The sequence below is a fragment of the Demequina lignilytica genome, assembly GCF_030418375.1.
GTDB classification, from domain to species: Bacteria; Actinomycetota; Actinomycetes; order Actinomycetales; family Demequinaceae; genus Demequina; species Demequina lignilytica.
Genome location: NZ_JAUHPZ010000006.1, coordinates 1 through 26,336, shown reverse-complemented (window position 1 = coordinate 26,336; position 26,336 = coordinate 1). Strand labels below are relative to the sequence as shown.

General features: G+C 73.0%; 28 protein-coding genes. 19 read left to right on the top strand and 9 right to left on the bottom strand.

Going from position 1 to position 26,336, the window contains the following annotated elements; all coding sequences use genetic code 11:
* Positions 1-142: 142 nt before the first annotated feature.
* The 4 genes from QQX13_RS09640 to QQX13_RS09625 all read left to right on the top strand — a co-directional run bounded on the left by QQX13_RS09640 (position 143) and on the right by QQX13_RS09625 (position 3,210).
* Complete coding sequence (locus QQX13_RS09640; protein WP_301118407.1) at positions 143-1,468, top strand: M16 family metallopeptidase; 1,326 nt, start codon at positions 143-145, stop codon at positions 1,466-1,468.
* A gap of 61 nt (positions 1,469-1,529) precedes the next feature.
* Positions 1,530-2,273, top strand: a complete 744-nt coding sequence (gene dapB, locus QQX13_RS09635) for a 4-hydroxy-tetrahydrodipicolinate reductase (protein WP_301118406.1) — start codon at positions 1,530-1,532, stop codon at positions 2,271-2,273.
* Complete coding sequence (locus QQX13_RS09630) at positions 2,270-2,731, top strand: hypothetical protein (RefSeq protein ID WP_301118405.1); 462 nt, start codon at positions 2,270-2,272, stop codon at positions 2,729-2,731. Before dapB ends, QQX13_RS09630 begins: the two co-directional genes overlap by 4 nt.
* Complete coding sequence (locus tag QQX13_RS09625) at positions 2,728-3,210, top strand: GNAT family N-acetyltransferase (protein ID WP_301118404.1); 483 nt, start codon at positions 2,728-2,730, stop codon at positions 3,208-3,210. The genes QQX13_RS09630 and QQX13_RS09625 overlap by 4 nt, the downstream gene beginning before the upstream one ends.
* Here the strand turns inward: QQX13_RS09625 and QQX13_RS09620 are convergent, their stop codons facing one another.
* The 7 genes from QQX13_RS09620 to QQX13_RS09590 all read right to left on the bottom strand — a co-directional run bounded on the left by QQX13_RS09620 (position 3,211) and on the right by QQX13_RS09590 (position 7,701).
* Positions 3,211-3,720, bottom strand: coding sequence for a GNAT family N-acetyltransferase (locus tag QQX13_RS09620; RefSeq protein ID WP_301118403.1), 510 nt, complete (start codon positions 3,718-3,720; stop codon positions 3,211-3,213). It lies immediately after the preceding gene.
* Between the two features lie 54 nt (positions 3,721-3,774).
* Positions 3,775-4,098, bottom strand: a complete 324-nt coding sequence (locus QQX13_RS09615) for an AzlD domain-containing protein (RefSeq protein ID WP_436968574.1) — start codon at positions 4,096-4,098, stop codon at positions 3,775-3,777.
* On the bottom strand, positions 4,095-4,778 hold the full coding sequence (locus QQX13_RS09610; RefSeq protein WP_301118402.1) for an AzlC family ABC transporter permease: 684 nt from the start codon (positions 4,776-4,778) through the stop codon (positions 4,095-4,097). The genes QQX13_RS09615 and QQX13_RS09610 overlap by 4 nt, the downstream gene beginning before the upstream one ends.
* Entirely contained in the window at positions 4,775-5,407 is a 633-nt protein-coding gene (locus QQX13_RS09605; protein WP_301118401.1) for a GNAT family N-acetyltransferase, read from the bottom strand. Before QQX13_RS09605 ends, QQX13_RS09610 begins: the two co-directional genes overlap by 4 nt.
* Positions 5,404-5,907 carry a dihydrofolate reductase gene (locus tag QQX13_RS09600; RefSeq protein WP_301118400.1) on the bottom strand — a complete coding sequence of 168 codons (504 nt, stop codon included), beginning with the start codon at positions 5,905-5,907 and terminating at the stop codon, positions 5,404-5,406. The genes QQX13_RS09605 and QQX13_RS09600 overlap by 4 nt, the downstream gene beginning before the upstream one ends.
* Before the next feature lie 2 nt (positions 5,908-5,909).
* Positions 5,910-6,713, bottom strand: coding sequence for a thymidylate synthase (locus tag QQX13_RS09595; RefSeq protein WP_301118399.1), 804 nt, complete (start codon positions 6,711-6,713; stop codon positions 5,910-5,912).
* 112 nt (positions 6,714-6,825) lie between these two features.
* Complete coding sequence (locus QQX13_RS09590) at positions 6,826-7,701, bottom strand: hypothetical protein (RefSeq protein WP_301153290.1); 876 nt, start codon at positions 7,699-7,701, stop codon at positions 6,826-6,828.
* Between the two features lie 224 nt (positions 7,702-7,925).
* Here QQX13_RS09590 and dapA point away from each other — a divergent pair, with 224 nt between their 5' ends.
* From dapA to QQX13_RS09570, 4 genes are all read left to right on the top strand, one after another.
* On the top strand, positions 7,926-8,819 hold the full coding sequence (dapA, locus tag QQX13_RS09585) for a 4-hydroxy-tetrahydrodipicolinate synthase (protein WP_301118397.1): 894 nt from the start codon (positions 7,926-7,928) through the stop codon (positions 8,817-8,819).
* 10 nt (positions 8,820-8,829) lie between these two features.
* Entirely contained in the window at positions 8,830-10,512 is a 1,683-nt protein-coding gene (locus tag QQX13_RS09580; RefSeq protein ID WP_301118396.1) for a ribonuclease J, read from the top strand.
* A 71-nt stretch (positions 10,513-10,583) separates the two neighbouring features.
* Complete coding sequence (locus tag QQX13_RS09575; RefSeq protein WP_301118395.1) at positions 10,584-13,229, top strand: FtsK/SpoIIIE family DNA translocase; 2,646 nt, start codon at positions 10,584-10,586, stop codon at positions 13,227-13,229.
* On the top strand, positions 13,214-15,481 hold the full coding sequence (locus QQX13_RS09570; RefSeq protein ID WP_301118394.1) for a putative bifunctional diguanylate cyclase/phosphodiesterase: 2,268 nt from the start codon (positions 13,214-13,216) through the stop codon (positions 15,479-15,481). The genes QQX13_RS09575 and QQX13_RS09570 overlap by 16 nt, the downstream gene beginning before the upstream one ends.
* 48 nt (positions 15,482-15,529) lie before the next feature.
* Here QQX13_RS09570 and QQX13_RS09565 read toward each other — a convergent pair whose 3' ends face one another.
* On the bottom strand, positions 15,530-16,858 hold the full coding sequence (locus QQX13_RS09565) for a CapA family protein (RefSeq protein WP_301118393.1): 1,329 nt from the start codon (positions 16,856-16,858) through the stop codon (positions 15,530-15,532).
* A gap of 69 nt (positions 16,859-16,927) precedes the next feature.
* On the opposite strand from QQX13_RS09565, the gene pgsA reads away from it, so the two are divergent.
* The 11 genes from pgsA to QQX13_RS09510 all read left to right on the top strand — a co-directional run bounded on the left by pgsA (position 16,928) and on the right by QQX13_RS09510 (position 25,845).
* Positions 16,928-17,497 carry a CDP-diacylglycerol--glycerol-3-phosphate 3-phosphatidyltransferase gene (pgsA, locus tag QQX13_RS09560; protein WP_301118392.1) on the top strand — a complete coding sequence of 190 codons (570 nt, stop codon included), beginning with the start codon at positions 16,928-16,930 and terminating at the stop codon, positions 17,495-17,497.
* A complete protein-coding gene (locus tag QQX13_RS09555) occupies positions 17,484-17,966 on the top strand; it encodes a CinA family protein (protein WP_301118391.1) in 483 nt (160 codons plus the stop codon). The genes pgsA and QQX13_RS09555 overlap by 14 nt, the downstream gene beginning before the upstream one ends.
* Positions 17,967-18,058: 92 nt before the next feature.
* The gene (locus QQX13_RS09550; RefSeq protein ID WP_301118390.1) at positions 18,059-18,370 is read left to right on the top strand and encodes a helix-turn-helix domain-containing protein; all 312 of its coding nucleotides are present in this window, start codon (positions 18,059-18,061) and stop codon (positions 18,368-18,370) included.
* Between the two features lie 3 nt (positions 18,371-18,373).
* Positions 18,374-18,610 carry a DUF3046 domain-containing protein gene (locus QQX13_RS09545; protein WP_301118389.1) on the top strand — a complete coding sequence of 79 codons (237 nt, stop codon included), beginning with the start codon at positions 18,374-18,376 and terminating at the stop codon, positions 18,608-18,610.
* A gap of 179 nt (positions 18,611-18,789) precedes the next feature.
* Positions 18,790-19,863 (top strand): recombinase RecA, encoded by a 1,074-nt coding sequence (gene recA / locus QQX13_RS09540; RefSeq protein ID WP_301118388.1) that lies wholly within the window; start codon positions 18,790-18,792, stop codon positions 19,861-19,863.
* Positions 19,863-20,411, top strand: coding sequence for a regulatory protein RecX (locus QQX13_RS09535; protein WP_301118387.1), 549 nt, complete (start codon positions 19,863-19,865; stop codon positions 20,409-20,411). The genes recA and QQX13_RS09535 overlap by 1 nt, the downstream gene beginning before the upstream one ends.
* A 15-nt stretch (positions 20,412-20,426) precedes the next feature.
* Positions 20,427-21,893 (top strand): ribonuclease Y, encoded by a 1,467-nt coding sequence (gene rny / locus QQX13_RS09530; RefSeq protein ID WP_301118386.1) that lies wholly within the window; start codon positions 20,427-20,429, stop codon positions 21,891-21,893.
* Entirely contained in the window at positions 21,890-23,395 is a 1,506-nt protein-coding gene (gene miaB, locus QQX13_RS09525) for a tRNA (N6-isopentenyl adenosine(37)-C2)-methylthiotransferase MiaB (RefSeq protein WP_301118385.1), read from the top strand. Before rny ends, miaB begins: the two co-directional genes overlap by 4 nt.
* Positions 23,392-24,354, top strand: coding sequence for a tRNA (adenosine(37)-N6)-dimethylallyltransferase MiaA (gene miaA, locus QQX13_RS09520; RefSeq protein WP_301118384.1), 963 nt, complete (start codon positions 23,392-23,394; stop codon positions 24,352-24,354). Before miaB ends, miaA begins: the two co-directional genes overlap by 4 nt.
* Positions 24,355-24,385: 31 nt before the next feature.
* The gene (dapF, locus tag QQX13_RS09515) at positions 24,386-25,258 is read left to right on the top strand and encodes a diaminopimelate epimerase (RefSeq protein ID WP_301118383.1); all 873 of its coding nucleotides are present in this window, start codon (positions 24,386-24,388) and stop codon (positions 25,256-25,258) included.
* 2 nt (positions 25,259-25,260) lie between these two features.
* Positions 25,261-25,845 carry a YdeI/OmpD-associated family protein gene (locus tag QQX13_RS09510; RefSeq protein WP_301118382.1) on the top strand — a complete coding sequence of 195 codons (585 nt, stop codon included), beginning with the start codon at positions 25,261-25,263 and terminating at the stop codon, positions 25,843-25,845.
* A 10-nt stretch (positions 25,846-25,855) separates the two neighbouring features.
* Here QQX13_RS09510 and QQX13_RS09505 read toward each other — a convergent pair.
* On the bottom strand, positions 25,856-26,336 hold a 481-nt coding region (locus QQX13_RS09505; protein ID WP_301153289.1), incomplete at its 5' end, for a class I SAM-dependent methyltransferase.

Genomic DNA, 26,336 nt, shown 5'->3' with positions numbered 1-26,336 from the left:
TCGCAGTCCTGACGTCCGGAGGGGCGGTCCCGCGCAGCGGGGCCGCCCCTCCGGCGCGTCCGGGCGACGATGCGACGGTCGCCCGGCGCGCGCATCGTCCCCGGTGCCCGGGCGGGGCCGCGCCGCGGCTAGGCTCACCCCCATGCCGCACATGCTTCCCCTGGTCCACTCCGGCGCCATCGGCTCCGACATCGCGATCGAGCAGGATCACGGGGCGGTGATCCGTCGCACGATCCTGCCCGGCGGCGTGCGCGTCCTCACCGAGCAGATCCCGGGCATGCGGTCGGCCACGCTCGGCGCGTGGGTGGGCGTCGGCTCGCGGGACGAGGCCCCCGAGCACGGCGGCTCGACCCACTTCCTCGAGCACCTGCTGTTCAAGGGCACCGCGCGCCGGAGCGCGCTCGACATCGCCGAGGAGTTCGACCGGGTCGGGGGCGAGTCCAACGCCCTGACCGGCAAGGAGTACACCTGCTACTACGCGCGGGTGATCGACACCGACCTGCCGATGGCGATCGACGTGGTGCTCGACATGGTCACGAGCGCGCGGCTCGACCAGGCCGACTTCGACATGGAGCGCGGGGTCATCCTCGAGGAGCTCGCCATGAACGAGGACGACCCGGGCGACGTCATCCACGAGCGCTTCACCGAGGCGGTGCTCGGGGGCCATCCCCTCGGACGCCCCATCGGCGGTACCCCCGAGATCATCGAGGCCGTCACGCGGGACGCGGTCGAGGAGCACTACCGTCAGCACTACACGCCCCGCGGATTGATCATCACCGCCGCGGGCGGCGTCGACCACGACGCGGTCTGCGCGCTGGTCGCCCGCGCGCTCGACGCGGGCGGCTGGGACCTTCCCGCCGACGGCATCCCGACCGGCCGGCGCGACCGGTTCGCCCCGGTGGAGGCGAGCGTCACGCCCGAGATCCGCATCACCCGCTCGGAGCTCGAGCAGGCGCACGTGCTGCTGGGCACCACGGGCTTCCGGGCGACGGACGAGCGCCGGAGCGTGCTCGCCGTGTACAACGCGATCCTCGGCGGCGGGATGTCCTCCCGGCTGTTCCAGGAGATCCGCGAGAAGCGGGGCCTGACGTACTCGGTCTACTCCTTCGGCGCCCCCAGCGCGGAGACGGGCGTGTTCGGCATCTACGGCGCCTGCGCGCCCGGCAAGGCGGACGAGGTGGTGCGGCTCATGACGCACGAGTTCGAGCGCATGGCCGAGGGGGTCACCGACGCGGAGCTCGAGCGCGCCAAGGGCCAGATCGCGGGGTCCATGGTGCTGCGGCTGGAGGACTCGTACAGCCGCATGTCGCGCCTGGGGAAGGCCGAGCTCGTCTTCGGCGACCTGTGGTCGATCGCCGAGATGCTCGACGACGTGCACGCCGTCACGGCCTCCGAGGTGCAGGGCCTCGCCGCCGACCTCGCCGCCCGTGCCCGCGTGAGCGTGAGGGTCGGCCCCGAGCGCGCGTAGGGACGATGGAGGCCGCGGTGCACCGCGCTGCCCGGCGTCCGGGCGCCAGTAGGGTGGTCGCATGATCACCGTCGCAGTGCTGGGCGCCGCCGGGCGCATGGGGACCCACGTCGTGAATGCGGTCGGGGCCGCGCCGGACCTCGAGCTGGTCGCGGCGCTCGACCACTCCGACGACGTAGCGCAGGCGGCCCGAGCCGGCGCGCAGGTCGCGGTCGACTTCACCGTTCCCACCGCGACCGAGGCCAACGTGCACGCGCTGATCGACCTCGGCATCAACGCGGTCGTCGGCACCACGGGCTGGACCGAGGAGTCGCTGCTGCGGGTGGAGGAGCACCTGCGGGAGCGTCCCGAGCTCGGCGTGCTGATCGCCCCGAACTTCGCCCTCAGCGCGGTGCTGAGCATGCGGTTCGCCGCGGCGGCCGCGCGGTACTTCGAGTCCGTCGAGGTGGTCGAGCTGCACCATCCCGACAAGGTCGACGCCCCGTCAGGCACGGCGGTGCACACGGCCCGCGGGATCGCCGCCGCGCGCGCCGCCGCGGGCATCGCGGCCTCGCCCGACGCGACCACCCACGACCCCGACGGGGCGCGCGGGGCGGTGATCGACGGCGTGCACGTCCACGCGGTGCGGCTGCGCGGCCTGGTCGCGCACGAGGAGGTGCTGCTGGGCAACCCGGGCGAGCAGCTCACGATCCGCACCGACAGCTTCGACCGCGTGAGCTTCATGCCCGGGGTGCTGCTCGGCGTGCGCGAGGTGGTCCGCCGGCCCGGGCTCGCGGTGGGTCTCGACTCCTACATGGACCTGTGAAGCTCCTCCGGCGTCCGGCGTTCCTGGCCGCGGGGGCGCTGACCCTGCTGCTCGCGCTCTACATCTCGGTGGTGGCGTCGCTGTCCTTCGCCCTGCTCCGCGACGACTCGTGGCTGGCGCGGGGGATCGGCGTCGCGTCCCTGGTGCTGCCGTTCGTGGCGGCCTGGTACCTGTGGCAGGAGTGGCGGCTGGTGATCGCCGTCCAGCGGATGGGCGCGCGCCTCGAGCAGGAGGGGCGGCTGCCGGTCCACGACGGCCCGCGCACGCCGAGCGGGAGGCTCGAGGAGCAGGCCGCGCGCGACGTGTACGAGGTCGCGCGCGCGGGCGTCGACCTCGAGCCCGACAGCTGGGTCGCCTGGTTCCACCTCGCCGCCGGGTACTCCGTGATGGAGGACCGGGCGCAGGCGAGGCGCTCCTACCGCTACGCCGCCGAGCTCTTCCGCAGGTCAGCCGGGTGAGCACCCCCGAGGTCCGGATCGCGGTCGAGGACCCCGCGACCGACGACGTCGTCGCACTGCTGTCGGAGCACCTCGCGGACATGCACGCGACCTCGCCGGCCGAGTCCGTGCACGCGCTCGACGTGCGCGCGCTGCGAGCCCCGCACGTCACCTTCCTCGCCGCGCGCGACCACGCCGGGGCCCTCCTCGGCGTGGGGGCGCTCGCGGTGCTCGGCCCGGACCACGGCGAGATCGAGTCGATGCGCACCACGCCCGCCGCACGCGGGCGAGGCGTGGCGGCCGCGGTGCTTGCCCGTATCGTCGACCTCGGGCGCGAGCGGGGTCTCGCCCGTCTCAGCCTCGAGACCGGGACCCAGGACTTCTTCGCGCCCGCGCACCGTCTCTACGAGCGCCACGGGTTCGTCGCGTGCGGGCCCTTCGGGTCCTACAGGTCAGATCCGCACTCGCGGTTCTACACGCTCGCGCTCGCCGACGCCTGATCAGACCGTGGCGTGCCAGAGCTGCTCGGGGATGCTGATCCCGGGGCCGTCGAGCTCGCGCCGCATGCCTGCCTCCGCGAATCCGACCGAGCGCAGGTAGTCCGAGCGGACCTTGTCCTTCTCGAGGGCCCAGAGGCGCATCTCGTCCGCGCCGTGGGAGCGCAGGTGGTCGACCACGGCCGACAGGAGCCGGGAGCCGTGCCCGCGACGGCGCTGGTCGGGCGCGACCTCGAGCGCGATGATGTCGCGCGGCGGCGCCACCGCCGCGAAGCCCACGATCCGGTCGCCGGCCAGCGCGACGAGCACCTGGTGGCCCGGCGTCGGCGGCTGCACGATCGCGGCGGCCCAGCCGGCCTCGACGGAGGCGAGGTCGAACGCGCTGTGGCGCCGCGGCCCGAGCCGCTCGCCGAGCGCGGCGATCCAGGAGTCCACCTGGATGCGAGCGACGGCGGCCTCATCGCCGGGTCGGGCGGGGCGGACGGATGCATCGGCAGCGGGAGCAGGGCTCATGATGCCGAGCCTAGTGACGCCGCGCCGCGATGGAAACAGGCTCGCGGCAGCCGGTCAGCCCCAGCCGAGCGCGCGCAGGCCCGCCGCGACCGCCGCCGCCGCCGCGACCACCACGATGAACGGCGCGCGGCGCCAGAGCAGCAGCGCCGCGACCGCGAGCGCGGCGACCCGGGCGTCGACGGCGAGCGCGCGTCCCGACGCGAAGGTCTGCACCGCCACCAGCGCGGACAGCAGGGCGACCGTCACGAACGCGGCGATGCGGTGGACCCGCGGGTCCTCGAGCCAGGACTCGGGCACCGCGTGTCCGGCGAGCTTGGTCAGCCAGGCGAGCAGCCCGGCCGCGACGATCGCCGCCCAGGTCCAGGCGTAGGGGCTCACTCGGGCACCTCCTCGAGCCGCGGGTGCCCCCAGCCGGCCAGGATCGCGATCGCCGCGGCGGCGAGCACGGGCACGCCCGGCGGCGCGACGGGCGTGAGGGCGAGCGCGAGCACCGCCGCTCCCGCGGCGACGGCCTGGGCGCGACGATGCGCGAGCCGGGGCCACACCAGCGCGAGGAACGCCGCGGCGGCGGCGGCGTCGAGGCCCCAGTCGGCCGGGTCCCCGATCCGGCTGCCGAGCAGGGCGCCCAGCAGCGTGATCGCGTTCCACGCGAGGAAGACGCCGACGCCGGTCCACCAGAAGCCGGTGCGCCGGGCCTCCCGGTGGTCGGCCGGCTGCGCGAGGGCGACCGCCGTCGACTCGTCGATGGTCACCTGCGCGGCCCAGGCCCGCCGCCAGCCGGTGATCGGTCGCATGACGGGCGCGAGGCCGACGCCGTAGAACCCGTTGCGCAGCCCGAGGAAGGTCGAGGTCGCCGCCGCGGCCCACGGTCCGCCGCCGGCGCCGATCACGCCGACGAACGCGAACTGCGAGCCCCCGGAGAACACGAGCAGCGACAGTGCGCAGGTCTGCCAGACGTCGAGTCCAGCGGCCACCGAGAGCGCTCCGAAGCTCAGCCCGTAGGCGCCCGTCGCGAGCGACACCGACAGCGCCTGCTGGCGGGTCGCGTCGAGCATCATCCGGGCCACGCGACCGCCGCTCCATCGGCGTCGGTGAGCGCGGGGCGCGGCCATGAGGCGAGGGGCTCCACGGCGAGCGTGGAGGGCGTCGCGCGCCACTCGACCGGCGCGACGGCCGCGCCGCCGTCGCTGCATGTGAGGATCGCCGTGTCCGGCTGCCTCGCGTAGCCGAGGCGCGCGGGCACGGCGGCGCTGCGGGTGTTCGCGGGGGCGTGAGCGATGCCGACCGTCGGCACGCCGCAGATCTCGAGGGCGACCAGCGTCAGCGCCGCGACCGCCTCGGTGACCAGGCCGAGCCCCTCGTGCGCCGCATCGATCCAGTAGCCGATCTCGAGGTACGGCTCGGGCTCGGTGCGGACGTGGTAGCCCGTCCCTCCCACCAGCGTGCCGTCGGCGAGGAAGAGGCCCATGGTGAACTCGGTGCCCGCGTCGAACGCGGCGTCGACCTCGGCGATCCACGCGCGTCGCTGCGCGACGCTCTGCGGCTCGTCCGCGGCCCACGGCAGGAACCGGATCAGGTGCTCGCGGTTGCGCGCGGCGACCGCGGCGAGAGCCTCGGCGTCCGCGGGGGCGTAGCGGCGGAGCACGAGCCGCTCGGTGGCGATCCGCGCGGGGACGGGCCAGGTCATCGGCGCCGGTGGCGGACGATCCGGTACCGCAGGCCAGTGCGGGACTCCTGCCAGTCGGCGGCCTTCACGCGCCACGCGTCCGGGTCCAGGGTCGGGGCGAAGGTGTCGCCCTCGGTCACCAGGTCGATCTCGGTCACCACGATCTCGTCGGCGATCCCCGCGGCCTCCGCGAACAGCCGCGCACCGCCCATCACCCAGCACGTCGCGTCGGGGTCGAGGTCCTCCGCGGCGTCGAGCGCACCCTCGAGCGAGGAGGCGCTCGCGGCGCCGTGGAACGTGTTCTCGTGATGCGACACGACGATGTTGGTGCGGCTGGGCAGCGGGCGGAACCGCTCGGGCAGCGACTCCCAGGTCAGACGGCCCATGATGACCACCTCGCCGTGCGTGGTCTCCGAGAAGTGGGCGAGGTCCTCGGGAAGGTGCCACGGCATCGTCCCGCCGAGCCCGATCACCGGGCGGCCCTCGCCGTCCCGTGCCTGCGCCCAGATCGCCTTGACCATCGTCAGACCGCCACGGGGGCCTTGATGCCCGGGTGGTGCTGGTAGTTCTCGATGATCACGTCGTCGATGTCGTAGTCGAGCAGCGAGTCCTTCGGTTCGAGCCGCAGCGTCGGGTACGGGAAGGGCTCGCGGCTGAGCTGCAGCGCGACCTGGTCCATGTGGTTCGAGTAGATGTGGCAGTCGCCGCCGGTCCACACGAAGTCGCCGACCTCGAGCCCGGTCTGCGCGGCGATCATGTGCGTGAGGAGCGCGTAGGACGCGATGTTGAACGGCACGCCCAGGAACAGATCGGCGCTGCGCTGGTACAGCTGGCAGCTCAGGCGACCGTCGGCGACGTAGAACTGGAACATCGCGTGGCACGGCGGCAGCGCCATCTCGTCGATCAGGGCCGGGTTCCACGCCGAGACCATGTGCCGCCGCGAGTCCGGGTTGGACCGGATCGACTCGATCACGTTCGCGATCTGGTCGACGTGCCGGCCGTCCGGGGTCGGCCACGAGCGCCACTGGTAGCCGTAGACCGGGCCGAGCTCGCCGTCCGCGTCCGCCCACTCGTCCCAGATGGTGATCCCGCGCTCCTGCAGCCAGCGCACGTTGGTCTCGCCGCGCAGGAACCACAGCAGCTCGCCGACGACTGACCGTACGTGCACGCGCTTGGTGGTGATCAGCGGGAAACCCTCGGAGAGGTCGTAGCGAAGCTGGCGGCCGAACACCGACAGCGTGCCGGTGCCGGTGCGGTCGCCCTTCTGCGTGCCGGTGGCCAGCACGTCGCGCAGCAGGTCCTCGTACGGGGTCGGGATCGCGCTCACGCGGCCAGCCTAGTGCGCCCGGCGGCCATGGGTGGGGCCGGCGCGGGACGATGCGGGGTCGTCCGGGGGACGGGGCCGTCGACCCCGTCCCCCGGGCGCCGGTGCGGCCCGGCTACCGTGCGTTCTTGCCTCCCGAGGCTGTCAGGACGATGTCGAGCGTCGCGGTGTGCGCGTCCGGCAGGTCGGTGTCGCCCACGGTGTCGAACACGCCCGTGAGCGTGGTCGCCGTGGATACCTCGACGGTGATCCGGTACGAGCCCGGCAGGGGAGCCGCGCCCTTCTGGCCCCAGTTGAAGCCGTAGACGATCGCGCCGGCCGAGTTGACCTCGGCCACGGCGACCCCCTCGTAGACGGTCCTCCCGACCACATCGTCCTTGTCGAGCTCCGCGATGGTGAGGTAGGCGCCGGGGTCCCAGACCCTGGCCAGCGTCATCGGCGCCGGCAGGTCGATGCCCGGGTCCGCGGCCGCTTCCGCCAGGGTGGTGCCATCGGTGCCGTAGGTGGCGTAGCGGTCGAGCTCGTCCGTGAGCTTCTCCACGTAGTACCCGGTGTCGCCCGCGCCGACGGGTGCGAGCAGGCTCGCCTCCACGCGGATGGTCTTCCCGGACTTGAGCGCGGTGCTCCCGGTCAGGTTGTCGCCCCAGTCGATCACGGCGGAGGCCGCGAGCACGACTCCGCAGGTCGCGGTCCAGGTCGACTCGGACTTCTGCGTCCAGTAGCCGTCGAAGTCGGGGTCCGTCGCCTGCTCGTCGTGACCCGGCGCGACGGCCGTCCCGCACCCCATCGTCAGGTACGGCTGCGGCGACTGGCCGGCCGCGCTGACCAGGAGCGTGGGCACCGACAGGTTGTTGTACAGCCCGGTGTCCCCGACTCCGGACGGCGGACCGCCCCCGCCGACGCCATCCGGCTTGCCCTGGGCGCCCGCCGGCGCCGCCAGGGCGACGGTCATGAGCGCCACGGCGATGAGGCTCAGCACTCTCGTGCGCATCTTCCTCTCCTTCCATCCGGACGGTGAGGCACGCGTGGCGGCTGCCGCACCGCCAGGGGTCCGGTTCCCTCGCCGGACCCCGCATCTTCCACGCTACGCGCGCGGGTCGCCGCGCATGAGGCCGGTGACATGACACCCAGGCGCACATGCAACCCCCGTCCACGACCACGCGGGGCCCGGCGAGGGACGCCGCGCGGCCCGGCGCGCGCGGTAAGTTGAGTCCCATGACTTCCACCTCCCGGCCGTTCGGCACCGTGCTGACCGCGATGGTCACGCCGATGCACGAGGGCGGCGCCCTCGACCTCGCATCCGCCCAGGCTCTGGCCCGTTTCCTCGTGGCCCGCGGCTCGGACGGGCTGGTGCTCTCGGGCACCACCGGCGAGGCGCCGACGACGCACGCACCGGAGAAGGTCGACCTCCTGCAGGCGGTCCGCGAGGCCGTCGGACCCGACGTCACGATCCTCACGGGCGCCGGCTCGAACGACACCGCCCACGCGGTGCGGATGGCCGAGCAGGGCGAGGAGGCCGGCGCCGACGGCATCCTCGCGCTCACCCCGTACTACTCCAAGCCGTCGCAGGCGGGGGTCGTCGCGCACTTCCGCGCGATCCTGGGCGCCACGGGTCTGCCCGCGATGCTCTACGACATCCCGGGCCGCACCGCGCTCGCGATCTCCGACGAGTCGATGGACGAGCTGGCCGCGCACCCGCGCGTGGTCGCGGTCAAGGACGCCACCGGGGACGTGGCGCAGGCGAAGGCCCGCATCGAGCGCACCGGCCTGGCCTGGTACTCGGGCGACGACGCGCTCACCCTCGAGTTCCTCCGCGCCGGCGGCGTCGGAGTCGTCTCGGTGTCGAGCCATGTGGTGTCCGCCGAGCTCGCCGCCATGATCGCCGCGCACGACGCGGGCGACGACGCCGAGGCCGACCGCATCCACGAGTCGCTCCTGCCGGTGCACGAGGCCGTCTTCACCGGCCCCGGCGCCACCAACGCGAAGTCCGCCGTGCACTGGCTCGGCGCCATCCCGAGCCGCGCGATGCGGCTCCCGCTTCTTCCCAACACGCCCGCCGAGCATGAGGCGCTCATCTCGCGCCTGACCGCCGCGGGCATCCATCCCTGACGGAGACCGCATGACCTTCCACGCCGACCTGCCCGCCCCGCCGCCGCTCGAATCCGGCACCCTGCGCATCGTCCCCCTCGGGGGGCTGGGCGAGGTGGGCCGCAACATGCACACGCTCGAGATCGACGGGCGCATCCTCATCATCGACTGCGGCGTCCTCTTCCCCGAGGACCACCAGCCGGGCGTCGACCTGATCCTGCCCGACCTCGACTACCTCGAGGACCGGCTCGACGACATCGAGGCGATCGTCCTCACCCACGGCCACGAGGACCACATCGGCGCCGTCCCGTACCTGCTCCGCATGCGCCGGGACATCCCGATCCTGGGCTCGCAGCTCACGCTCGCCTTCATCGAGGCGAAGCTCAAGGAGCACCGCATCACCCCCGTGACGCTCGCCGTGAAGGAGGGCCAGCGCGAGCAGCTCGGGCGCTTCGACCTCGAGTTCATCGCGGTGAACCACTCGATCCCGGACGCGCTCGCGGTCATGGTGCGCACCTCCGCCGGCACCGTGCTCAACACGGGCGACTTCAAGATGGACCAGCTCCCGCTCGACGGTCGCATCACGGACCTGCGCGCCTTCGCCCGCCTGGGCGAGGAGGGGGTCGACCTCTTCATGGTCGACTCCACCAACGCCGAGGTCCCCGGGTTCACCACGGCCGAGGTCGAGATCGGTCCCGTGCTCAACCAGCAGTTCGCGCAGGCCAAGGGGCGGATCATCGTCGCGTCCTTCGCGAGCCACGTGCATCGCGTCCAGCAGGTGATCGACGCCGCGGAGGAGCACGGCCGCAAGGTCGCGTTCGTCGGCCGGTCGATGGTCCGCAACATGGGGATCGCCGCCGAGATGGGCTTCCTGCGCGTCCCCGACGGGATCCTGGTCGACCCGAAGGCCGCGGACCAGATGCCGCGTCACAAGGTCGTGTACATGTCGACCGGCTCGCAGGGCGAGCCGATGGCGGCGCTGTCCCGCATGGCCAACCGCGACCACAAGGTCGAGGTGGGCGAGGGGGACCTGGTGGTCCTCGCATCGTCCCTCATCCCCGGCAACGAGAACGCGGTGTTCCGCGTGATCAACGGCCTGATGCGGCTCGGCGCCACGGTGGTCCACCAGGGCAGCGCGCGCGTCCACGTGTCCGGCCACGCGAGCGCGGGCGAGCTCATCTACTGCTACAACATCCTGCGCCCGCGGAACGTCATGCCCATCCACGGCGAGGTGCGCCACCTGCTGGCGAACGGCCGCCTCGCGATGCGCACCGGCATCCCGGCGGAGAACGTTGTCCACGCCGAGAACGGCACCGTGATCGACCTCAAGGACGGCGTCGCGAAGGTCGTCGGCGGGGTCGAGTTCCACAACGTGTACGTCGACGGCTCGTCGGTCGGGGAGATCACGGAGACCGAGCTCAAGGACCGCCGGATCCTCGCGGAGGAGGGCTTCGTGTCCGTGTTCGCCGTGGTCGACTCGTCGAACGGGACGGTCGTCAGCGGCCCCGAGGTCCACGCGCGCGGCCTCGCGGAGGACGACGCGGTCTTCGACGCGATCCTGCCCGAGATCAAGAAGGCGATCGAGGACTCCGCCCGCTCGGGTGCCGCCGACACGCATCAGCTCCAGCAGGTGGCGCGCCGCGTGCTCGGCCGGTACGTCGGCACCAAGCTGCGCCGGCGACCGATGATCATCCCGGTGGTCGTGGAGGCCTGAGGGGGACGATGCGGGGGTCGCGCGGGGTGGCAACCGGCCGAAGTCGGGGGTGCGCGGTACCGTCCTGACCCATGGCAGACACGCGACAGAGCCGCCCCGCGACTCGATCCGCCGCGACGGGCAAGGGCGGCGGCCGCCGCCCCGCGGCCCGGCAGCCGGCCAAGAAGCGTCCTCCGGCGGTGCTGCGCGTGCTCCGGAAGGTGGGGCAGGGGACCGCCGCCGCGACCGGCAACGCCGTCCGCGGGATCGGGCACGGCGCGCGCGACGTGAGCCCCGCCGTGCGACGTGACGGGTGGGCGATCCTGCTCGTCATCGTCGCGATCCTGGTCGCCGCGCGCGAGTGGTTCGAGCTGAGCAGCTGGGCCGGCGTCGCCATCCACTGGGTCGCCGCCGGCACGTTCGGCGTGCTCGCGTACGGGCTTCCGGTGGTCCTGGTCGCGATGGCGATCCGACTCATGCGGGCCCCGCAGGAGGAGTCCGCCAACCACCGCATCACCCTCGGCGCGCTGATGCTCGCCATCATGGTCGACGGCATCATCCACGTCGCCCAGGGGCAGCCGAGCCCGACCGCGGGCGTCGAGGGCATCCAGGCGGCGGGCGGGATCCTCGGCTTCCTCATCGGGACGCCGCTGGCGTCGCTGGTGTCCGCGCCGCTCGCGATCGTCGTCATGGTCCTGCTCGCCCTGCTCGCGCTGCTGATCGTCGCGGGGATCTCGATGCGCGAGGCGGTGGCGTGGGTCCGCGAGGTCTCCGCCAAGGTGCGTCACGGCGACGACGAGGACCAGGAGCTCGACCTGCCCGAGCACCGCACCCTCGCGCGCTCCGGTGAGCAGCCGGCGCGGAAGCGTCGCGGCCGTGCGCGGCAGCTCCTCGACCGGGCGCTGCACGGCGAGCCGGCGGGTGAGGATGGACTCGACTCGTACGAGGCCGACGAGGCGTTCGCGACCGCCGCTCAGGTGGGCCGCACCGACTTCGACGACCTGATCCTCGACCCCGAGGGCGCCGGGCGCCCGCCCGTGACCGAGGTGATCTCGCCCTACGAGGTGCCGCAGGACGCCGAGGACGACGGCGCGCCGTGGGAGGACGCGGCCGACGCCGTCACCCAGGCGATCCCAGCCGCCGCGCCCGTGGCGCCGCCGACCACGCGCATCGTCCCGGTGGGGGAGCAGGGCACCCTCGAGAACTCCGCCCCCTACGTGCTTCCCGACCTCGACATGCTCGTGAAGGGCGCGCCCCACAAGGAGCGGTCCGCCGCGAACGACCGGGTCGTGGCGGCTCTCACCGACGTGCTTGAGCAGTTCGGGGTGGACGCGACCGTCACCGGCTTCACGCGCGGCCCGACCGTCACGCGCTACGAGGTCGAGCTCGGCGCGGGGGTCAAGGTCGAGAAGATCACCCAGCTGAGCAAGAACATCGCGTACGCCGTCGCGAGCGCGGACGTCCGCATCCTCTCGCCCATCCCCGGCAAGTCGGCGATCGGCATCGAGATCCCGAACGTCGATCGCGAGACCGTCATGCTCGGCGACGTGCTGCGCTCCCAGGTCGCGGCCCGCAACGACCACCCGATGGCGATCGGGATCGGCAAGGACGTCGAGGGCGGCTACGTGATGGCCAACCTGGCCAAGATGCCCCACCTGCTGGTCGCGGGCGCGACCGGCGCCGGCAAGTCGTCGTTCGTGAACTCGATGATCACGTCGATCCTGATGCGCGCCACCCCCCACGAGGTGCGCATGGTGCTGGTCGACCCCAAGCGCGTCGAGCTCACCATCTACGAGGGGATCCCCCACCTCATCACTCCGATCATCACCGACCCGAAGAAGGCCGCGCAGGCCCTCGAGTGGGTGGTGAAGGAGATGGACATGCGCTACGACGACCTCGCGCTGTTCGGCTTCAAGCACATCGACGACTTCAACAAGGCGGTGCGGGCGGGCAAGGTCAAGCCGCTGCCCGGTTCCGAGCGGAAGATCCACACGTACCCCTACCTGCTGGTGATCGTGGACGAGCTCGCGGACCTCATGATGGTCGCGCCCCGCGACGTCGACGAGTCGATCCAGCGCATCACCCAGCTCGCCCGCGCGGCAGGCATCCACCTGGTGCTCGCGACGCAGCGCCCGTCGGTCGACATCATCACCGGCACCATCAAGGCGAACGTGCCCTCGCGGCTGGCGTTCGCGACCTCGTCGCTCGCGGACTCGCGGGTGGTGCTCGACATGCCCGGCGCGGAGAAGCTGATCGGTCAGGGCGACGCCCTGTTCCTGCCGATGGGGGAGTCGAAGCCGATGCGCGTGCAGGGCGCGTGGGTGTCGGAGACGGAGATCCACGCCGCGGTCGAGCACGCCAAGGCGCAGGCCGACCCGGAGTACCGCGAGGACGTCACGCAGGCGGCCACGGGTGCCGCGGCCGTCGCCGAGGACATCGGCGACGATCTCGACGACCTGCTGGCGGCCGCCGAGCTGGTCATCACCACGCAGCTGGGATCGACCTCGATGCTCCAGCGCAAGCTGAAGATGGGCTTCGCGAAGGCGGGCCGGCTCATGGATCTCCTGGAGACGCGCGACGTGGTCGGGCCCTCGCAGGGCTCCAAGGCGCGTGACGTGTTGGTCACACCTGAGGAGCTGGCGTCGACTCTTGCTGTCCTACGAGGGGAGTCAGGCGCTAGCGTGGGCACCACCCAGGTGGAACCCGACGGTGAGGACGGCGAATGGACGGAGCGCTAGACCTGTTCGCGCAGCCGGCGTTCGTCGCCGGCTCGAGCGCGCTTCTGGTCGTGCTGGCGCTCGCCGCGTTCTACTTCTTCTGGCGCTCCGGCAGGGAGCGGGTCGCCCGCGACACGGCCCTCGAGCAGGAGCGCCTGCTGCGCCAGCAGTTCGAGGCCGTCATGACGTCCTCGCGCGACGGCATCATGATCCTGACGCGCACCGGCGATGTCGCCCTCATGTCCGATGTCGCCGCCGGGATCCTCGGCCTCAACGCCGCCGACACCACCGGGCTGCCGCTGTCCCGGCTGCCGCTGCGGTGCGTCGACCAGCACCACCGGCCGCTGCTCGGCCGCGACGCGTTCGCGCTCACCGAGGAGGGCCGGCCGCGGATCATCGGCGTCCCGGGCCGCCGCGGACCCGACGACATCCGGTGGCTGCACATCAAGGCGGACCAGGTCGAGCAGGCGCCGCACGGCCAGCCGGTCACCGTGGTCACCATCATGGACACCACGGGGCTGCGCGAGGCCGCCGAGGCCCTCAACCGCTCGGACGCGCAGTTCCGCCGCGCGATGGAGAACGCTCCGACCGGCATGGCGCTGGTCGACCTCGAGTGGCGCCTCATGGAGGTCAACCGCGCGTTCGCGGAGATGATGGGCCACACCGTCGCGGCGCTGCGCGGCACCCCCTTCTCGGCGCTGTCGCACCCGCAGGACATCCAGGCCGAGCGGGACCAGCTCGAGCGCCTGTACGAGGGCTACCAGAGCCACTTCTCGCTCGAGAAGCGCTACGTCCGCACCGACGGCAACGTCGTCTGGGCGGTGCTCGACGTGGGGCTGGTGCGCTACGCGGGCGGCGCGCCCGACCACTACGTGGTGCAGCTCCGCGACACCACGGACGACCGCATGCACTCCGAGCTCCTCGCGCACCGCGCGATGCACGACCCGCTGACCGGCCTCGCGAACCGCACGCTGCTCCACGAGGTGCTGGAGAACCTGCTCGCACAGCCCGACGCCGACGGACGCGTCGGCGTGATCGCGGTGGACCTCGACGGCTTCAAGGGGCTCAACGACCGCTTCGGCCACGCCACGGGCGACAGCGCGCTGGTCCACGTCGCCGGCATCCTCCGGGCCGCGACCGGCGGCAGCGGCACCGTCGCGCGCATCGGCGGCGACGAGTTCGTGATCGCCGTCCAGGATCCGGACTGCTCGAAGGCGCTGTTCGACATCGCCGCCTCGATCCACGAGGGGCTCAAGCGCCCGCTCGCGGTGAAGCGTCACCAGATCCAGCTGGGTGCCTCGATCGGCATCGCCATGGCCGACGACGACAGCCTCGCGGGAGGGTCGGCGACGCTCCTGAGTGCCGCCGACGCGGCGATGTACCGCGCGAAGGCGGCCGGGAAGTCCCGCACCGAGGTGTTCGAGGCGTCGATGCGCACCTCGCACGACAGCCAGAGCGCGCTCGGTGCCGAGCTCGCACGCGCGATCGAGCACGGCGACCTGGTCCTGCACTACCAGCCGATCCTCGAGCTCGCGACGCGCTCGGTGGTCGGATACGAGGCGCTCGTGCGCTGGCAGCACCCGACGCGCGGGCTGCTGCTGCCCGGCGCGTTCCTCCCGCTGATCGAGGACAAGGGCCTCGCGGTCACGCTCGGCGCCGCCCTGGTGGAGCAGGCGTCCCAGTTCCTCGCGCGCCACCCGTCGGAGAGCACGTGGGTGTCGCTGAACGTGTCGGCGGACCAGCTCGGCGACTCCGAGTTCGCCGACCGCGTGCTGAGCGCGATCGGCCGTCACCACCTCACCCCGCAACGCATCGTCGTGGAGCTGACCGAGGCCTCCCTGGTCGCCCCGAACACGCGGATCCGGCACGAGCTCACCGAGCTGCGCAACGCGGGCGTCCCGATCCTGCTCGACGACTTCGGGACCGGGGTGTCGCCGCTGTCCTACCTGCGCGACCTGCCGGTGTCCGGCGTCAAGCTCGACATGTCGTTCGTCGCGGGCATCCCGGAGGACCCGTCGGGTGCCAAGGTGTCGCGCGCGCTCGGGGCGCTCGCCCGCGAGCTCGGGCTGGCGACGATCGCCGAGGGCATCGAGACCGAGGCGCAGGCGGAGTTCCTCGGCCGATGCGGCTGGCGGTACGGGCAGGGGTGGCTCTTCGGGGTCGCGCAGCCGGGCGCCGCCGTGATCGCGGCGCACTCGCGGCTGTCGACCAGCCTGATCGACCCGAACCCGCGCGAGACCGGCGAGCTGGACCTCAAGGGCCTCGGGGGCTGACCGCGCGGGTCGCGTCGCGGGATGCCCGCGGGACCGACGGCGACGCGCTCAGGCGGCCGGCGTGAGGACCGCCGCGGACGCCTCCGCCAGCGCCTGCGCGGGTGACGTGCGCTCGGGAGCCTCGTCGCCGACCGCGTCGCGCACCATCTGCCAGCGCCGCTGGACCTCGGCGGCGCCGAGGGTGCCGGCGCCGTCCGGGATGTCGGTCAGGACGTGCATCGTGTGCGAGTCGGCGCGGTCAACGGTGATCGCCGTCCACTCGACCGCGACCTGCACCGCGTCGTCCGGATCCACCGTGAACGTGGCCGTGAGGACCACGCCGTTCGACGTCTGCGGCACGCAGCACAGGGTGCTCTGGTTCGAGAGGTAGTTGCCGAGTCCGAACGCCGTCCACATGCCCTCGCCCGCGGGGCCGCCGGGAAGCAGCTCGATCGGCTGAGGCACGTGCGCGTGGTGGCCGACGTAGAGGTCGACCGCGCCCGACTCCGCGATCCGCTCCGCCAGGAGGCGCTGAGCGTCCGTCGGCTCCGTCCGGTACTCGACGCAGCAGTGGACGGACGCGACCACCACGTCCGCGCCGTCCGCGCGCGCCTGCTCGGCGGCCGCGATGATCGGCGCCGCGTCCGACGCCTCCGCGTCGAACAGGTTGACCTCCCAGGGGTCGGCGACCGGCATCCCGTTCGTGCCGTAGGAGAACGAGATCTGCGCCACGCGGATCTCGCGGTCCCCGCTCGACACCGTGTAGAAGGAGGTCTCCGCGGCCTCCTCCGCGGTCCGGGCCGAGCCCGCATGCTGCAGGCCGTTCGCATCGAGCGCGGCGAGGGTCGCCTCGACCCCGCGGACGCCCTTGTCGACCGTGTGGTTCGACGCGGTCGAGCAGCCGTCCCAGCCGGCCTCGGCAAGGTCGCGGACCAGCTCCGGCGGCGAGGAGAACAGCGGGTACCCCGACGGTGACGACCCCTCCGGGGTGACGGGGACCTCGAGGTGGCAGAACGCCAGGTCCGCCCCCGACACGTAGGGGTCCAGCGCGGCCATGAGCGGGCTGTAGTCGTAGCCGTTCTCGCCGGCGGCCGAGCGGTTCACCGGGGTATGCGGGAGGACGTCGCCCGCCGCCACCAGGGTGAACCGCACGGGCGTGGGAGGCTCGGGGCTCGGGCTGGGCGATGCGGTGACCGCGTCCTCCGCGGGCACGGATGCCGCCGGGGCGGCCGCGTCGGACGTCTGCGTCGCGGCCGGCGTGGACGTGGGCGTCGGCAGCGCCTGGAACGCCGCCAGGCCGATCACCGCGCCGATCGCCCCCGCGAGGGTGGCGGCGAGCGCCCCCGCGGCGCCGGGCGTGCGCGCGCGCGACGATCCGTGGCGTGCGGGGCGGCTCATGGCTCAAGTATCGCGCGCCTTGGCGGGGGTCCCGGCCAGGCGGGTCTCGAACCCCACTAGGGTGATGCCGTGACATCCGCTCTGCCCAACCTGCTCACCGTCGCGCGGCTCGTGGTGGTTCCCGTCATGGTCGTGCTCCTGTGGGCCGACGGCGGCGACGAGGGCGCGATGCGCTGGTGGGGCGTCGGACTGTTCATGGCGGCGGCCGCCACGGACTACCTCGACGGCTACCTCGCCCGCCGCTGGGGCGTCGTGAGCTCCTTCGGCAAGCTCGCCGACCCGATCGCCGACAAGGCGCTCGTGCTGGCGGCGCTCGTGATGATCGTGCTGATCGACGGGGTCCCGTGGTGGCCGGTGGTCGTCATCGCGGTGCGCGAGGTCTGGGTGACCGTCGGGCGCCTGCTGGTCGCGGAGGACACCGTCATCGCGGCGTCCCGCGGAGGCAAGCTCAAGACCTTCGCCCAGCTGCTGGCGATCTGGCTCTACCTGCTGCCCGGCACGCCCGCCTGGGTCGACACCGCGGCCTGGTGGGTGCTCATGGCGGCCACCGTGCTGGCCGTCGTCACCGGCGTGGACTACACGATCAAGATCCTGGCGGCGGCGCGCCACCAGCGGGCGGGCGGCCGTGAGCACGGCTGAGCTGCTCGTCGCCCGCCTGGCCGACCGCGGCGAGACGGTGGCCACCGCCGAGTCCATGACCGGCGGCGCCGTCTGCGCCGCGCTGGTCGCCGTGCCGGGGGCGTCGGCGGTCGTGCGCGGGGGCGTGGTCGCCTACACCGTCGAGATGAAGCAGCGCCTGCTCGGCCTGGATGCGTCGCTCATCGAGCGCGCCGGGGTGGTCTCCGAGCAGGTGGCGACCGCGATGGCCGCCGCGGCGCGCACGCTCACCGGAGCGACGTTCGGCATCGCGACCACGGGCGTCGCGGGTCCGGACGGGCACGGCGGACGGGAGGCGGGGACGGTGTGCCTCGCCGTCGCGGGCCCGCGCGGTGACCAGGTGGCGACGGTGCACCTCCCGGGGGACCGCGACGCCGTGCGCACCGGAGCGGTGGAGCAAGCGCTGGCGATGCTGCGCGCGGCGATGGCGGGAGACGTGACAGGGCTGTAACGCGCGCGCCACGGGGGCGGAACAACCGTGGGGTATGGTGCGTTGTGTCAGACATGGACAAGGGCCGCATGACGACGATGAGGGGAGGGCGCATGCCTGTGCTTCGCAACGAGATCGGCGAGGTCCTTCGCGACGCCCGTCTCACGCAGGGCAAGACCCTCCGTGACATCTCCTCGGGAGCGCGCGTCTCCCTCGGCTACCTGTCCGAGGTGGAGCGCGGCCAGAAGGAGGCCTCCTCGGAGCTGCTCGCCTCGATCTGCGACGCGCTCGACGTCCCCATGTCGGACATCCTGCGCGAGGTGTCGGACCGCTTCGCCGCCGCCGAGTCCCTCGACTCCGTGACGATGATGCCGTCGATCCCGGACACCGTCCCCGAGCTGCTCAGCTCGATGCGGTCCCGCTAGGGCGTGAGGCTCAGCGAGTTCTGGGCGCTGGCCGACGCCGTGTTCGGCGAGGCCTACGCGCGCACCCTGGCGCGCGAGCTCGCGCTGTCGGACCTCGAGTCCCTGACCCCCGCCGCCGCGCTCGAGCGCGGGCACGCCCCCCGGGACGTCTGGCACGCGTGGTGCGCCCAGATGGACGTGCCGCTCGACCGGCGCGACGGCGGAGACATCGAACGGCTGGTGCCCCCGCCGCGCCGATGACGCGCCACGGCGTGTCGCTTCCGATCGAACACGCGTTCGATTACTGTGGTCGACAGGACGCCGACCGGCCCGAGCCCTCCCCGACGTGGGAGGCCCCGACCGGCCGGTGTCAGAGGCTCGGCGTAGCGTCGACCTCGACCCGGCATCACCCGCCGCATCAGGCAACGGAAGGAAGCGACATGGCACAGGCACCCGATCGCAGCAAGGCCCTCGAGGCGGCACTCGGTCAGATCGACCGTCAGTTCGGCAAGGGCTCGGCGATGCGCCTGGGCGAGCAGCAGAAGGTCGCCGTGGAGGCGATCCCCACCAGCTCGCTCGCGCTCGACATCGCGCTCGGCATCGGCGGGCTGCCGCGGGGCCGGATCGTCGAGATCTACGGCCCGGAGTCCTCCGGAAAGACCACGGTGGCGCTCCACGCGGTCGCCAACATGCAGAAGCAGGGCGGCACGGCGGCGTTCATCGACGCCGAGCACGCGCTCGACCCGGAGTACGCCCGCAAGCTCGGCGTCGACACCGACAACCTCATCGTCTCGCAGCCCGACACGGGTGAGCAGGCCCTCGAGATCGCCGACATCCTGGTCCGCTCCGGCGGCATCGACATCCTGGTCATCGACTCGGTCGCGGCGCTGGTGCCCAAGGCCGAGATCGAGGGCGAGATGGGCGACAGCCACGTCGGCCTCCAGGCACGTCTCATGTCGCAGGCGCTTCGCAAGATCACGGGTGCCCTCAACACCACCGGCACCACCGCGATCTTCATCAACCAGCTCCGCGAGAAGATCGGCGTGTTCTTCGGCAGCCCCGAGACCACCACGGGCGGCAAGGCCCTCAAGTTCTACGCCTCGGTCCGCCTCGACGTGCGCCGCATCGAGACCCTCAAGGAGGGCACCGAGCCCGTCGGCAACCGCACCCGCGTCAAGGTCGTGAAGAACAAGATGGCGCCGCCGTTCAAGCAAGCCGAGTTCGACATCCTGTACGGCCAGGGCATCTCCCGCGAGGGAGGCATCATCGACCTCGGCGTGGAGCACGGCTTCGTCAAGAAGTCCGGTGCCTGGTACACGTACGAGGGGGACCAGCTGGGCCAGGGCAAGGAGAACGCCCGCAACTTCCTCAAGGACAACCCTCAGCTCGCGGACGAGATCGAGCGCAAGGTGAAGACCAAGCTCGGGGTCGGCGTGCCGATCGGTGAGGAGAGCCAGGACGCCCCCGAGCCCGTCGTCGCGCCCTCCGGCCGCAAGGGCAAGGCGGACTTCTAGTGGCGGGCCCGCGCGGTGCGCGGCGTCGCGAGGACGACGCCGCGCACCGGCGGGCGGCCGAGGCGGCCTCCGACCCCGCCGAGCGCGCGCGCGAGATCGCGCTGCGGCTCCTGACGCACGCGCCCCGGTCGGCATCCCAGCTGCGCGACGGCCTCCTCGCGCGGGACGTCGATCCCGGGACCGCGGAGCTCGTCGTGGACCGGTACATCGAGGTCGGCCTGCTCGACGACTCCGCGCTCGCCGCGACCATCGTGCGAACCCGGCACGCGGAGCGGGGCCAGGCCGGTCGGGCCATCCGGCAGGAGCTCCGCCGCAAGGGTTTCGACGACCACGACATCGAGACGGCGCTCGCCCAGGTCGACGAGGACGACGAGCGTCGGCGCGCCTCCGAGCTCGCCGCGCGCCGGTGGCACCAGCTGGCGTCGCACCCGGACGAGGTGCGCACCAGGCGCGTGGTCGCCATGCTCGGCCGCAAGGGCTACTCGAGCTCGCTCGCATTCGCCCTCGTGCGAGACTTGCGAGATGCCGATAGTCAGGAGGACCACTAAGCGGAGGGAGCCGGGATGCCGACGTCGGTGATCGTCCTGGTGCTCCTGGGCGCCTCCCTGGTCGCCCTGCTGCTGGTCCTGTTCGCCCGCCGAGAGGCCCGCGCCGAGCGGGAGGCCGGCCGTCGCGAGGCCGAGTCGCTGCGCGAGGACGCACGCGCCAGGCTGACCGAGGCCAAGCGTCGGGAGGAGCTGGCGCTGGCCCGTGAAGCGGAGATCGCCGCCGATCACCGGCAGGCGCAGCAGTACGCGCGCTCGCTCGAGGAACGGGCGGCGGTCGTGGTGCGTGACGAGAAGCGGCTCGCGCAGGAGCGCGCGCACGTCGATCAGGAGCGCGCGGCGGCCCTGGCGGATGTCGCCGGCACCACCCCTGAGGAGGCCCGGGAGGAGCTCCGCGCGGCCCTCGTCGCCGAGGCGCGCGCGAAGGCCGCGGGCGAGGTCCGGCGCATCGAGCGCCGCACCCGTGACCAGGCCGACCTCCGCGCCAGGGAGATCCTCGTGGACGCGATGCAGCGTCAGGCCCAGGCCACGTCGACCGAGCACGGCACCACGTGGGTCGACCTGCCGAGCGAGGAGATGAAGGGCCGCATCATCGGGCGCGAGGGTCGCAACATCCGCGCGTTCGAGGCGCTCACCGGGGTGAACGTGCTGGTGGAGGAGGGCGTCAACGCCGTCCAGCTCTCCTGCTTCGACCCCGAGCGACGGGAGATCGCGGAGGTCATGCTCGCGGCGCTCGTCCAGGACGGCCGCATCCAGCCCCAGCGCGTGGAGGCCGCGTACGCGCGTGCCGTCGCGGGCGCCTCGCAGCGCCACCGCGACGCCGGGCTCGATGCGATCGCCGCGGCCGGGATCAGCGCGGTCCCTGCCGAGATGGTCGAAGTGCTCGGGCGGCTCCGGCTGCGGACCTCGTACGGGCAGAACGTGCTCGCCCATCTGGTCGAGTCCGCCCAGCTCGCGGAGGACATCGCCCGCGCTGTCGGCGCCGACGTCGAGGTCGCGCGGCGGGCCGCGTTCCTCCACGACATCGGCAAGGCCTTCACGCACGACCTCCCCGGCACCCACGCGGCCGTCGGCGCACGCTTCGCGGCCGAGCACGGCGAGGAGCCGCTGGTGGTCGCCGCCATCGCCGCCCACCACGACGAGGTGCCGCAGGAGAGCGTCGAGGGGGTGATCGTCCAGGTCGCCGACGCCCTCTCCGCGGCCCGACCCGGCGCCCGGCGGGAGGACCTCGACGCGTACGTGTCGCGGATGGAGACCCTCGAGGAGCTCGTCGCGGCACACGAGGGCGTCACGCGAGTGCTGGCGATGTCGGCCGGGCGCGAGGTCCGCGTGATCGTCGAGCCCGACGAGGTCGACGACGAGGGCACGCAGGCGCTGGCGCGTACAATTGCGGGGCACATCAGCAAGGAATTCACCTTCCCCGGAGAGATCAAGGTGACGGTGATCCGCGAGCTACGCGCGGACGCCGTCGCAGGACAGGCATGACCCAGACTTCCCCCGCACCCACGTACCTCGTCAGGACGCTCGGGTGTCAGATGAACGTTCACGACTCCGAGCACATGTCGGGCCTGCTCGAGCAGGCCGGGTACGCCGCCGCGCCCGCGGGCGCCGACGTCGCGGACGTGGTCGTGATCAACACCTGCGCAGTGCGCGAGAACGCCGCGACGCGCCTGTACGGCAACCTCGGGCAGCTCGCGGCCGTCAAGGCGGAGCGTCCCGGGATGCAGATCGCCGTCGGTGGCTGCCTCGCGCAGAAGGACCGCGGCGAGATCGTCACCCGCGCGCCGTGGGTCGACGTCGTCTTCGGCACGCACAACATCGACGTGCTGCCCGCGATGCTCGAGCGCGCGCGTCACAACGCCGCCGCGCAGGTCGAGATCGAGGAGTCGCTCAAGGTCTTCCCGTCGACGCTGCCCTCGAGACGCGACTCTCACGCGTCCGGCTGGGTGTCGATCTCGGTCGGGTGCAACAACACCTGCACCTTCTGCATCGTCCCGTCGCTGCGCGGCAAGGAGCGCGACCGGCGTCCCGGCGAGATCCTCGCCGAGGTGGAGGCGCTGGTCGCCCAGGGCGCCGTCGAGGTCACGCTCCTGGGTCAGAACGTCAACTCCTACGGCGTCGAGTTCGGCGACCGCGGCGCATTCGCTAAGCTCCTGCGCGCCTGCGGCGAGATCCCCGGCCTCGAGCGCGTGCGCTTCACCTCGCCCCATCCCGCGGCCTTCACCGACGACGTGATCGAGGCGATGGCCGCGACGCCGAACGTGATGCCGAGCCTCCACATGCCGCTGCAGTCGGGGTCCGATCGGGTGCTTCGCGCGATGCGCCGCTCGTACCGCTCGGAGCGGTTCCTCGGCATCATCGACCGCGTGCGGACGGCGATGCCCGAGGCGGCGATCACCACCGACATCATCGTCGGGTTCCCCGGCGAGACCGAGGAGGACTTCGCCGAGACCCTCCGGGTGGTCGAGGCGTCGCGGTTCACGTCGGCCTTCACCTTTCAGTACTCGCCGCGCCCGGGCACGCCCGCGTACGAGCTGGAGCCGCTCCCCAAGGCGGTGGTGCAGGAGCGCTTCGAGCGCCTCGTCGCGCTTCAGGAGCGCATCACGCTGGAGGACTCGCGGGCGCTGGTCGGCCGCGACCTCGAGCTCTTGGTGCTGGACTCGGGTGGACGCAAGGACGGCGAGTCGGCGCGGATGTCCGGGCGTGAACCCGGCAACCGCCTGGTCCACTTCTCCGTGCCCGCCGGCGAGGCCACGCCCCGTCCCGGCGACATGGTGCGGGTCCGCGTCACGCACGGTGCGCCGCATCACCTGATCGCCGACTCCGGTCTCGATGGAGGGCTGTACCAGGTGCGACGTACGCGCGCCGGCGACGCCTGGGACGCGGCGCAGGCCGACGACCACGATCACGGCGGCGACGCGTGCGGCACCGGAGGCGGTGCCGCCGGACCGGTCGGGCTCGGCATCCCGACGCTGCGCCGCGCGTGACGACGCCTTCGGGTCCGACCGCGGCGAGGGACGATGCGCCGGTGATCGTCGCGGTGGTGGGCGCCACGGCGACGGGCAAGTCCGCCGTGAGCCTCGACCTCGCCGGGGCCCTCGACGGCGAGATCGTCAACGCCGACTCGATGCAGTTCTACCGCGGCATGGACATCGGCACCGCCAAGCTGCCGCTCGGCGAGCGGCGCGGGATCCCTCACCACCAGCTCGACACCCTCGACGTCCACGAGGACGCCTCGGTCGCCAGATTCCAGGCCGAGGCGCGCGCCGACATCGCCGCGATCCACGCGCGCGGCCGGCGCGCGATCGTGGTGGGCGGCTCGGGCCTGTACCTGCGCGCGCTTCTCGACGTGTTCGAGTTCCCGGGCACCGATCCCGCGCTGCGCGCCGCGCTCGAGGCACGCGCGGACGCCGAGGGGCCGGGCGCGTTGCATCGCGAGCTGGCCGCCGCGGACCCGGAGGCCGCAGCCAAGATCCCGCCGCAGAATGTGAAGCGCCTGGTCCGCGCCCTCGAGATCATCACGCTGACTGGATCGACGCGGAGCTCGCTTCCCCGGCACGCCTACGCCGCGCCCGCGGTCACCATCGCCCTCGAACTCGCCTACGACGTGCTCGACCCGCGGATCGGCGCCCGGGTCGACGCGATGTGGGAGCAGGGCCTGGTCGACGAGGTGCGCGGCCTCGAGGCGCGAGGGCTGCGGGAGGGCGTCACCGCGCGCCGGGCGGTCGGATACGCCGAGACGCTGCGTCATCTCGACGGCGAGCTCGACGCCGAGGAGACGCGCGAGCTGATCGCGCAGCACACGCGCCGGCTCGCGCGGAAGCAGGCCCAGTGGTTCCGCCCGGACCCGCGGGTGCGCTGGATCGGCGCGCCCGTCGGCCCCGACGATGTCGCTCGCGCCTCCGCCGACGCGCTCGCCCAGGTGCGGGCCGCCGACGCGGCCTGACCCGCGCATCGTCCCCCGTAGGCTGGGCCCCATGACGACGCTCCCGTTCACCAAGGGCCATGGCACCGAGAACGACTTCGTGCTGCTGTACGACCCGGCGGGCGAGATCGACCTCACCCCGGATCGTGTCGCGTACCTGTGCGACCGCCGTGCCGGGATCGGCGGGGACGGAGTGATCCGCGCGGTGCGTGCGGGCGTCCTCGAGGCCGGGGCGGACCTTGCCCCCGACACCTGGTTCATGGACTACTGGAACTCGGACGGGACCACCTCCGAGATGTGCGGCAACGGCGCACGCGTGTTCGGCGCACTCCTCGAGCGTCACGCGGGCGAGGACCTCACGGGGGGCCTGACCTTCGGCACGCGCGGCGGGCCGCGCACGATCACCAGGCTCGACGACGGCCGCTACGCGATCGGGATGGGCGTGCACCGGCTCGGCGACACGGCCGCCGGCTTCGACGCCGAGGTGGAGGCGCGCGGGCTCGACCTCGCGCGGCCGGCTCTCTCGGTCGACATGGGCAACCCCCACCACGTGGTCGCGCTCGCCCACACCGGCGAGCTCGACGCCCTCGACCTGACCGCCGCCCCGGCGGTGTCGCCCATGCCTCCGCACGGCAGCAACGTCGAGTTCGCCGTCGCGCTGGGCTTCGAGGACGTGGCCGGCGAGCACCGCGGCCGGGTGCGCATGCGGGTGCACGAGCGAGGCTCCGGCGAGACCCGCTCGTGCGGCACGGGCGCGTGCGCCGTCGCGCTCGCGATGCGCTTCTGGGCGGGTCTCGACGCTCCGGACGTGTGGGACGTCGAGGTGCCCGGCGGTGTGGTGACCGTCCGGGTCTCGCGGGACTCGACCGTGCTCGAGGGGCCCGCGGTGCTCGTGGCCGAGGGCATGGTCGACCTGCCGGGCTGACCGTGCACCCCATCGAGGCAGGCGACGACGGCGTCGCACGGATCCACCCCGCCGACGCCGACGAGTGGCGTGCGTGGCTCGAGCAGCATCACGCGGAGGCCACCGGGGTCTGGGTGGCGATGTGGCGACACGGAGCGGGCCGCGCCGGCCTCACCTACGAGGACCTGGTGCGGCAGGCCCTCTGCTTCGGGTGGATCGACGCGATCACGCGCAGGCTCGACGACTCGCGGACGCTGCAGTACTGCGCGCCGCGCCGGCGCGGCTCCGGCTGGGCGCGCAGCAACAAGGTCCGCCTGGCCGAGCTCGAGCGCGCGGGGCTCATGGCTCCCTCGGGCGCCGCGGTGGTCGCCGCGGCGAAGGCAGATGGCTCGTGGACGATGCTCGACGACGTCGAGGACCTTGTCGTACCGCCCGATCTCGCCGAGGCCCTGGCGAGCCGCCCGGGCGCACGGGAGGCCTGGGAGGGCTTCTCGCCGTCCGCCCGGAAGCAGATGCTCGGGCACGTCGCCATGGCGCGCCGTGAGGCGACGCGCGCCGCGCGCATCGTCGCGATCGCCGATGCCGCCGCGCGCGGCGAGCGGCTGTAGCGAGGCCGGGTCAGGCGGCCACGCGGAGCACGCGGAACCCCTTCGAGCTCGCGACCTTGTCGACCGCGCCCCAGCCCTGGTCGCCGAGCCATCGCGCCAGCGAGTCCGCGCCCAGGTTGCGCTGCACCACCAGGAAGGCCTCGCCGCCGGGCGCGAGACGGGGGAGCCAGGTCGCGAGGAGCTCGTGCAGCGCGGCCTTGCCGATGCGGATCGGCGGGTTCGACCAGATGGTGTCGAAGGTGGCCCCGGCCGGGACCTCGTCCGGACGCATCGCGGCCACGGGTGCGAGCGCGTGATGGCGCCCGATGCGGTCGGCGTTGCGCCGGAGCAGGTCGAGGGCACGCTCGTTGACGTCGATCGCCGTGACGTCGTCGGGTCCGCGCAGCGCCGCGTCGAGGGCGATGGGCCCCCACCCGCAGCCGATGTCGAGGACGCGTCCCCGCGGGTCCGGCACCTGCGCGAGCAGCACCCGCGTGCCCAGGTCGACGTGG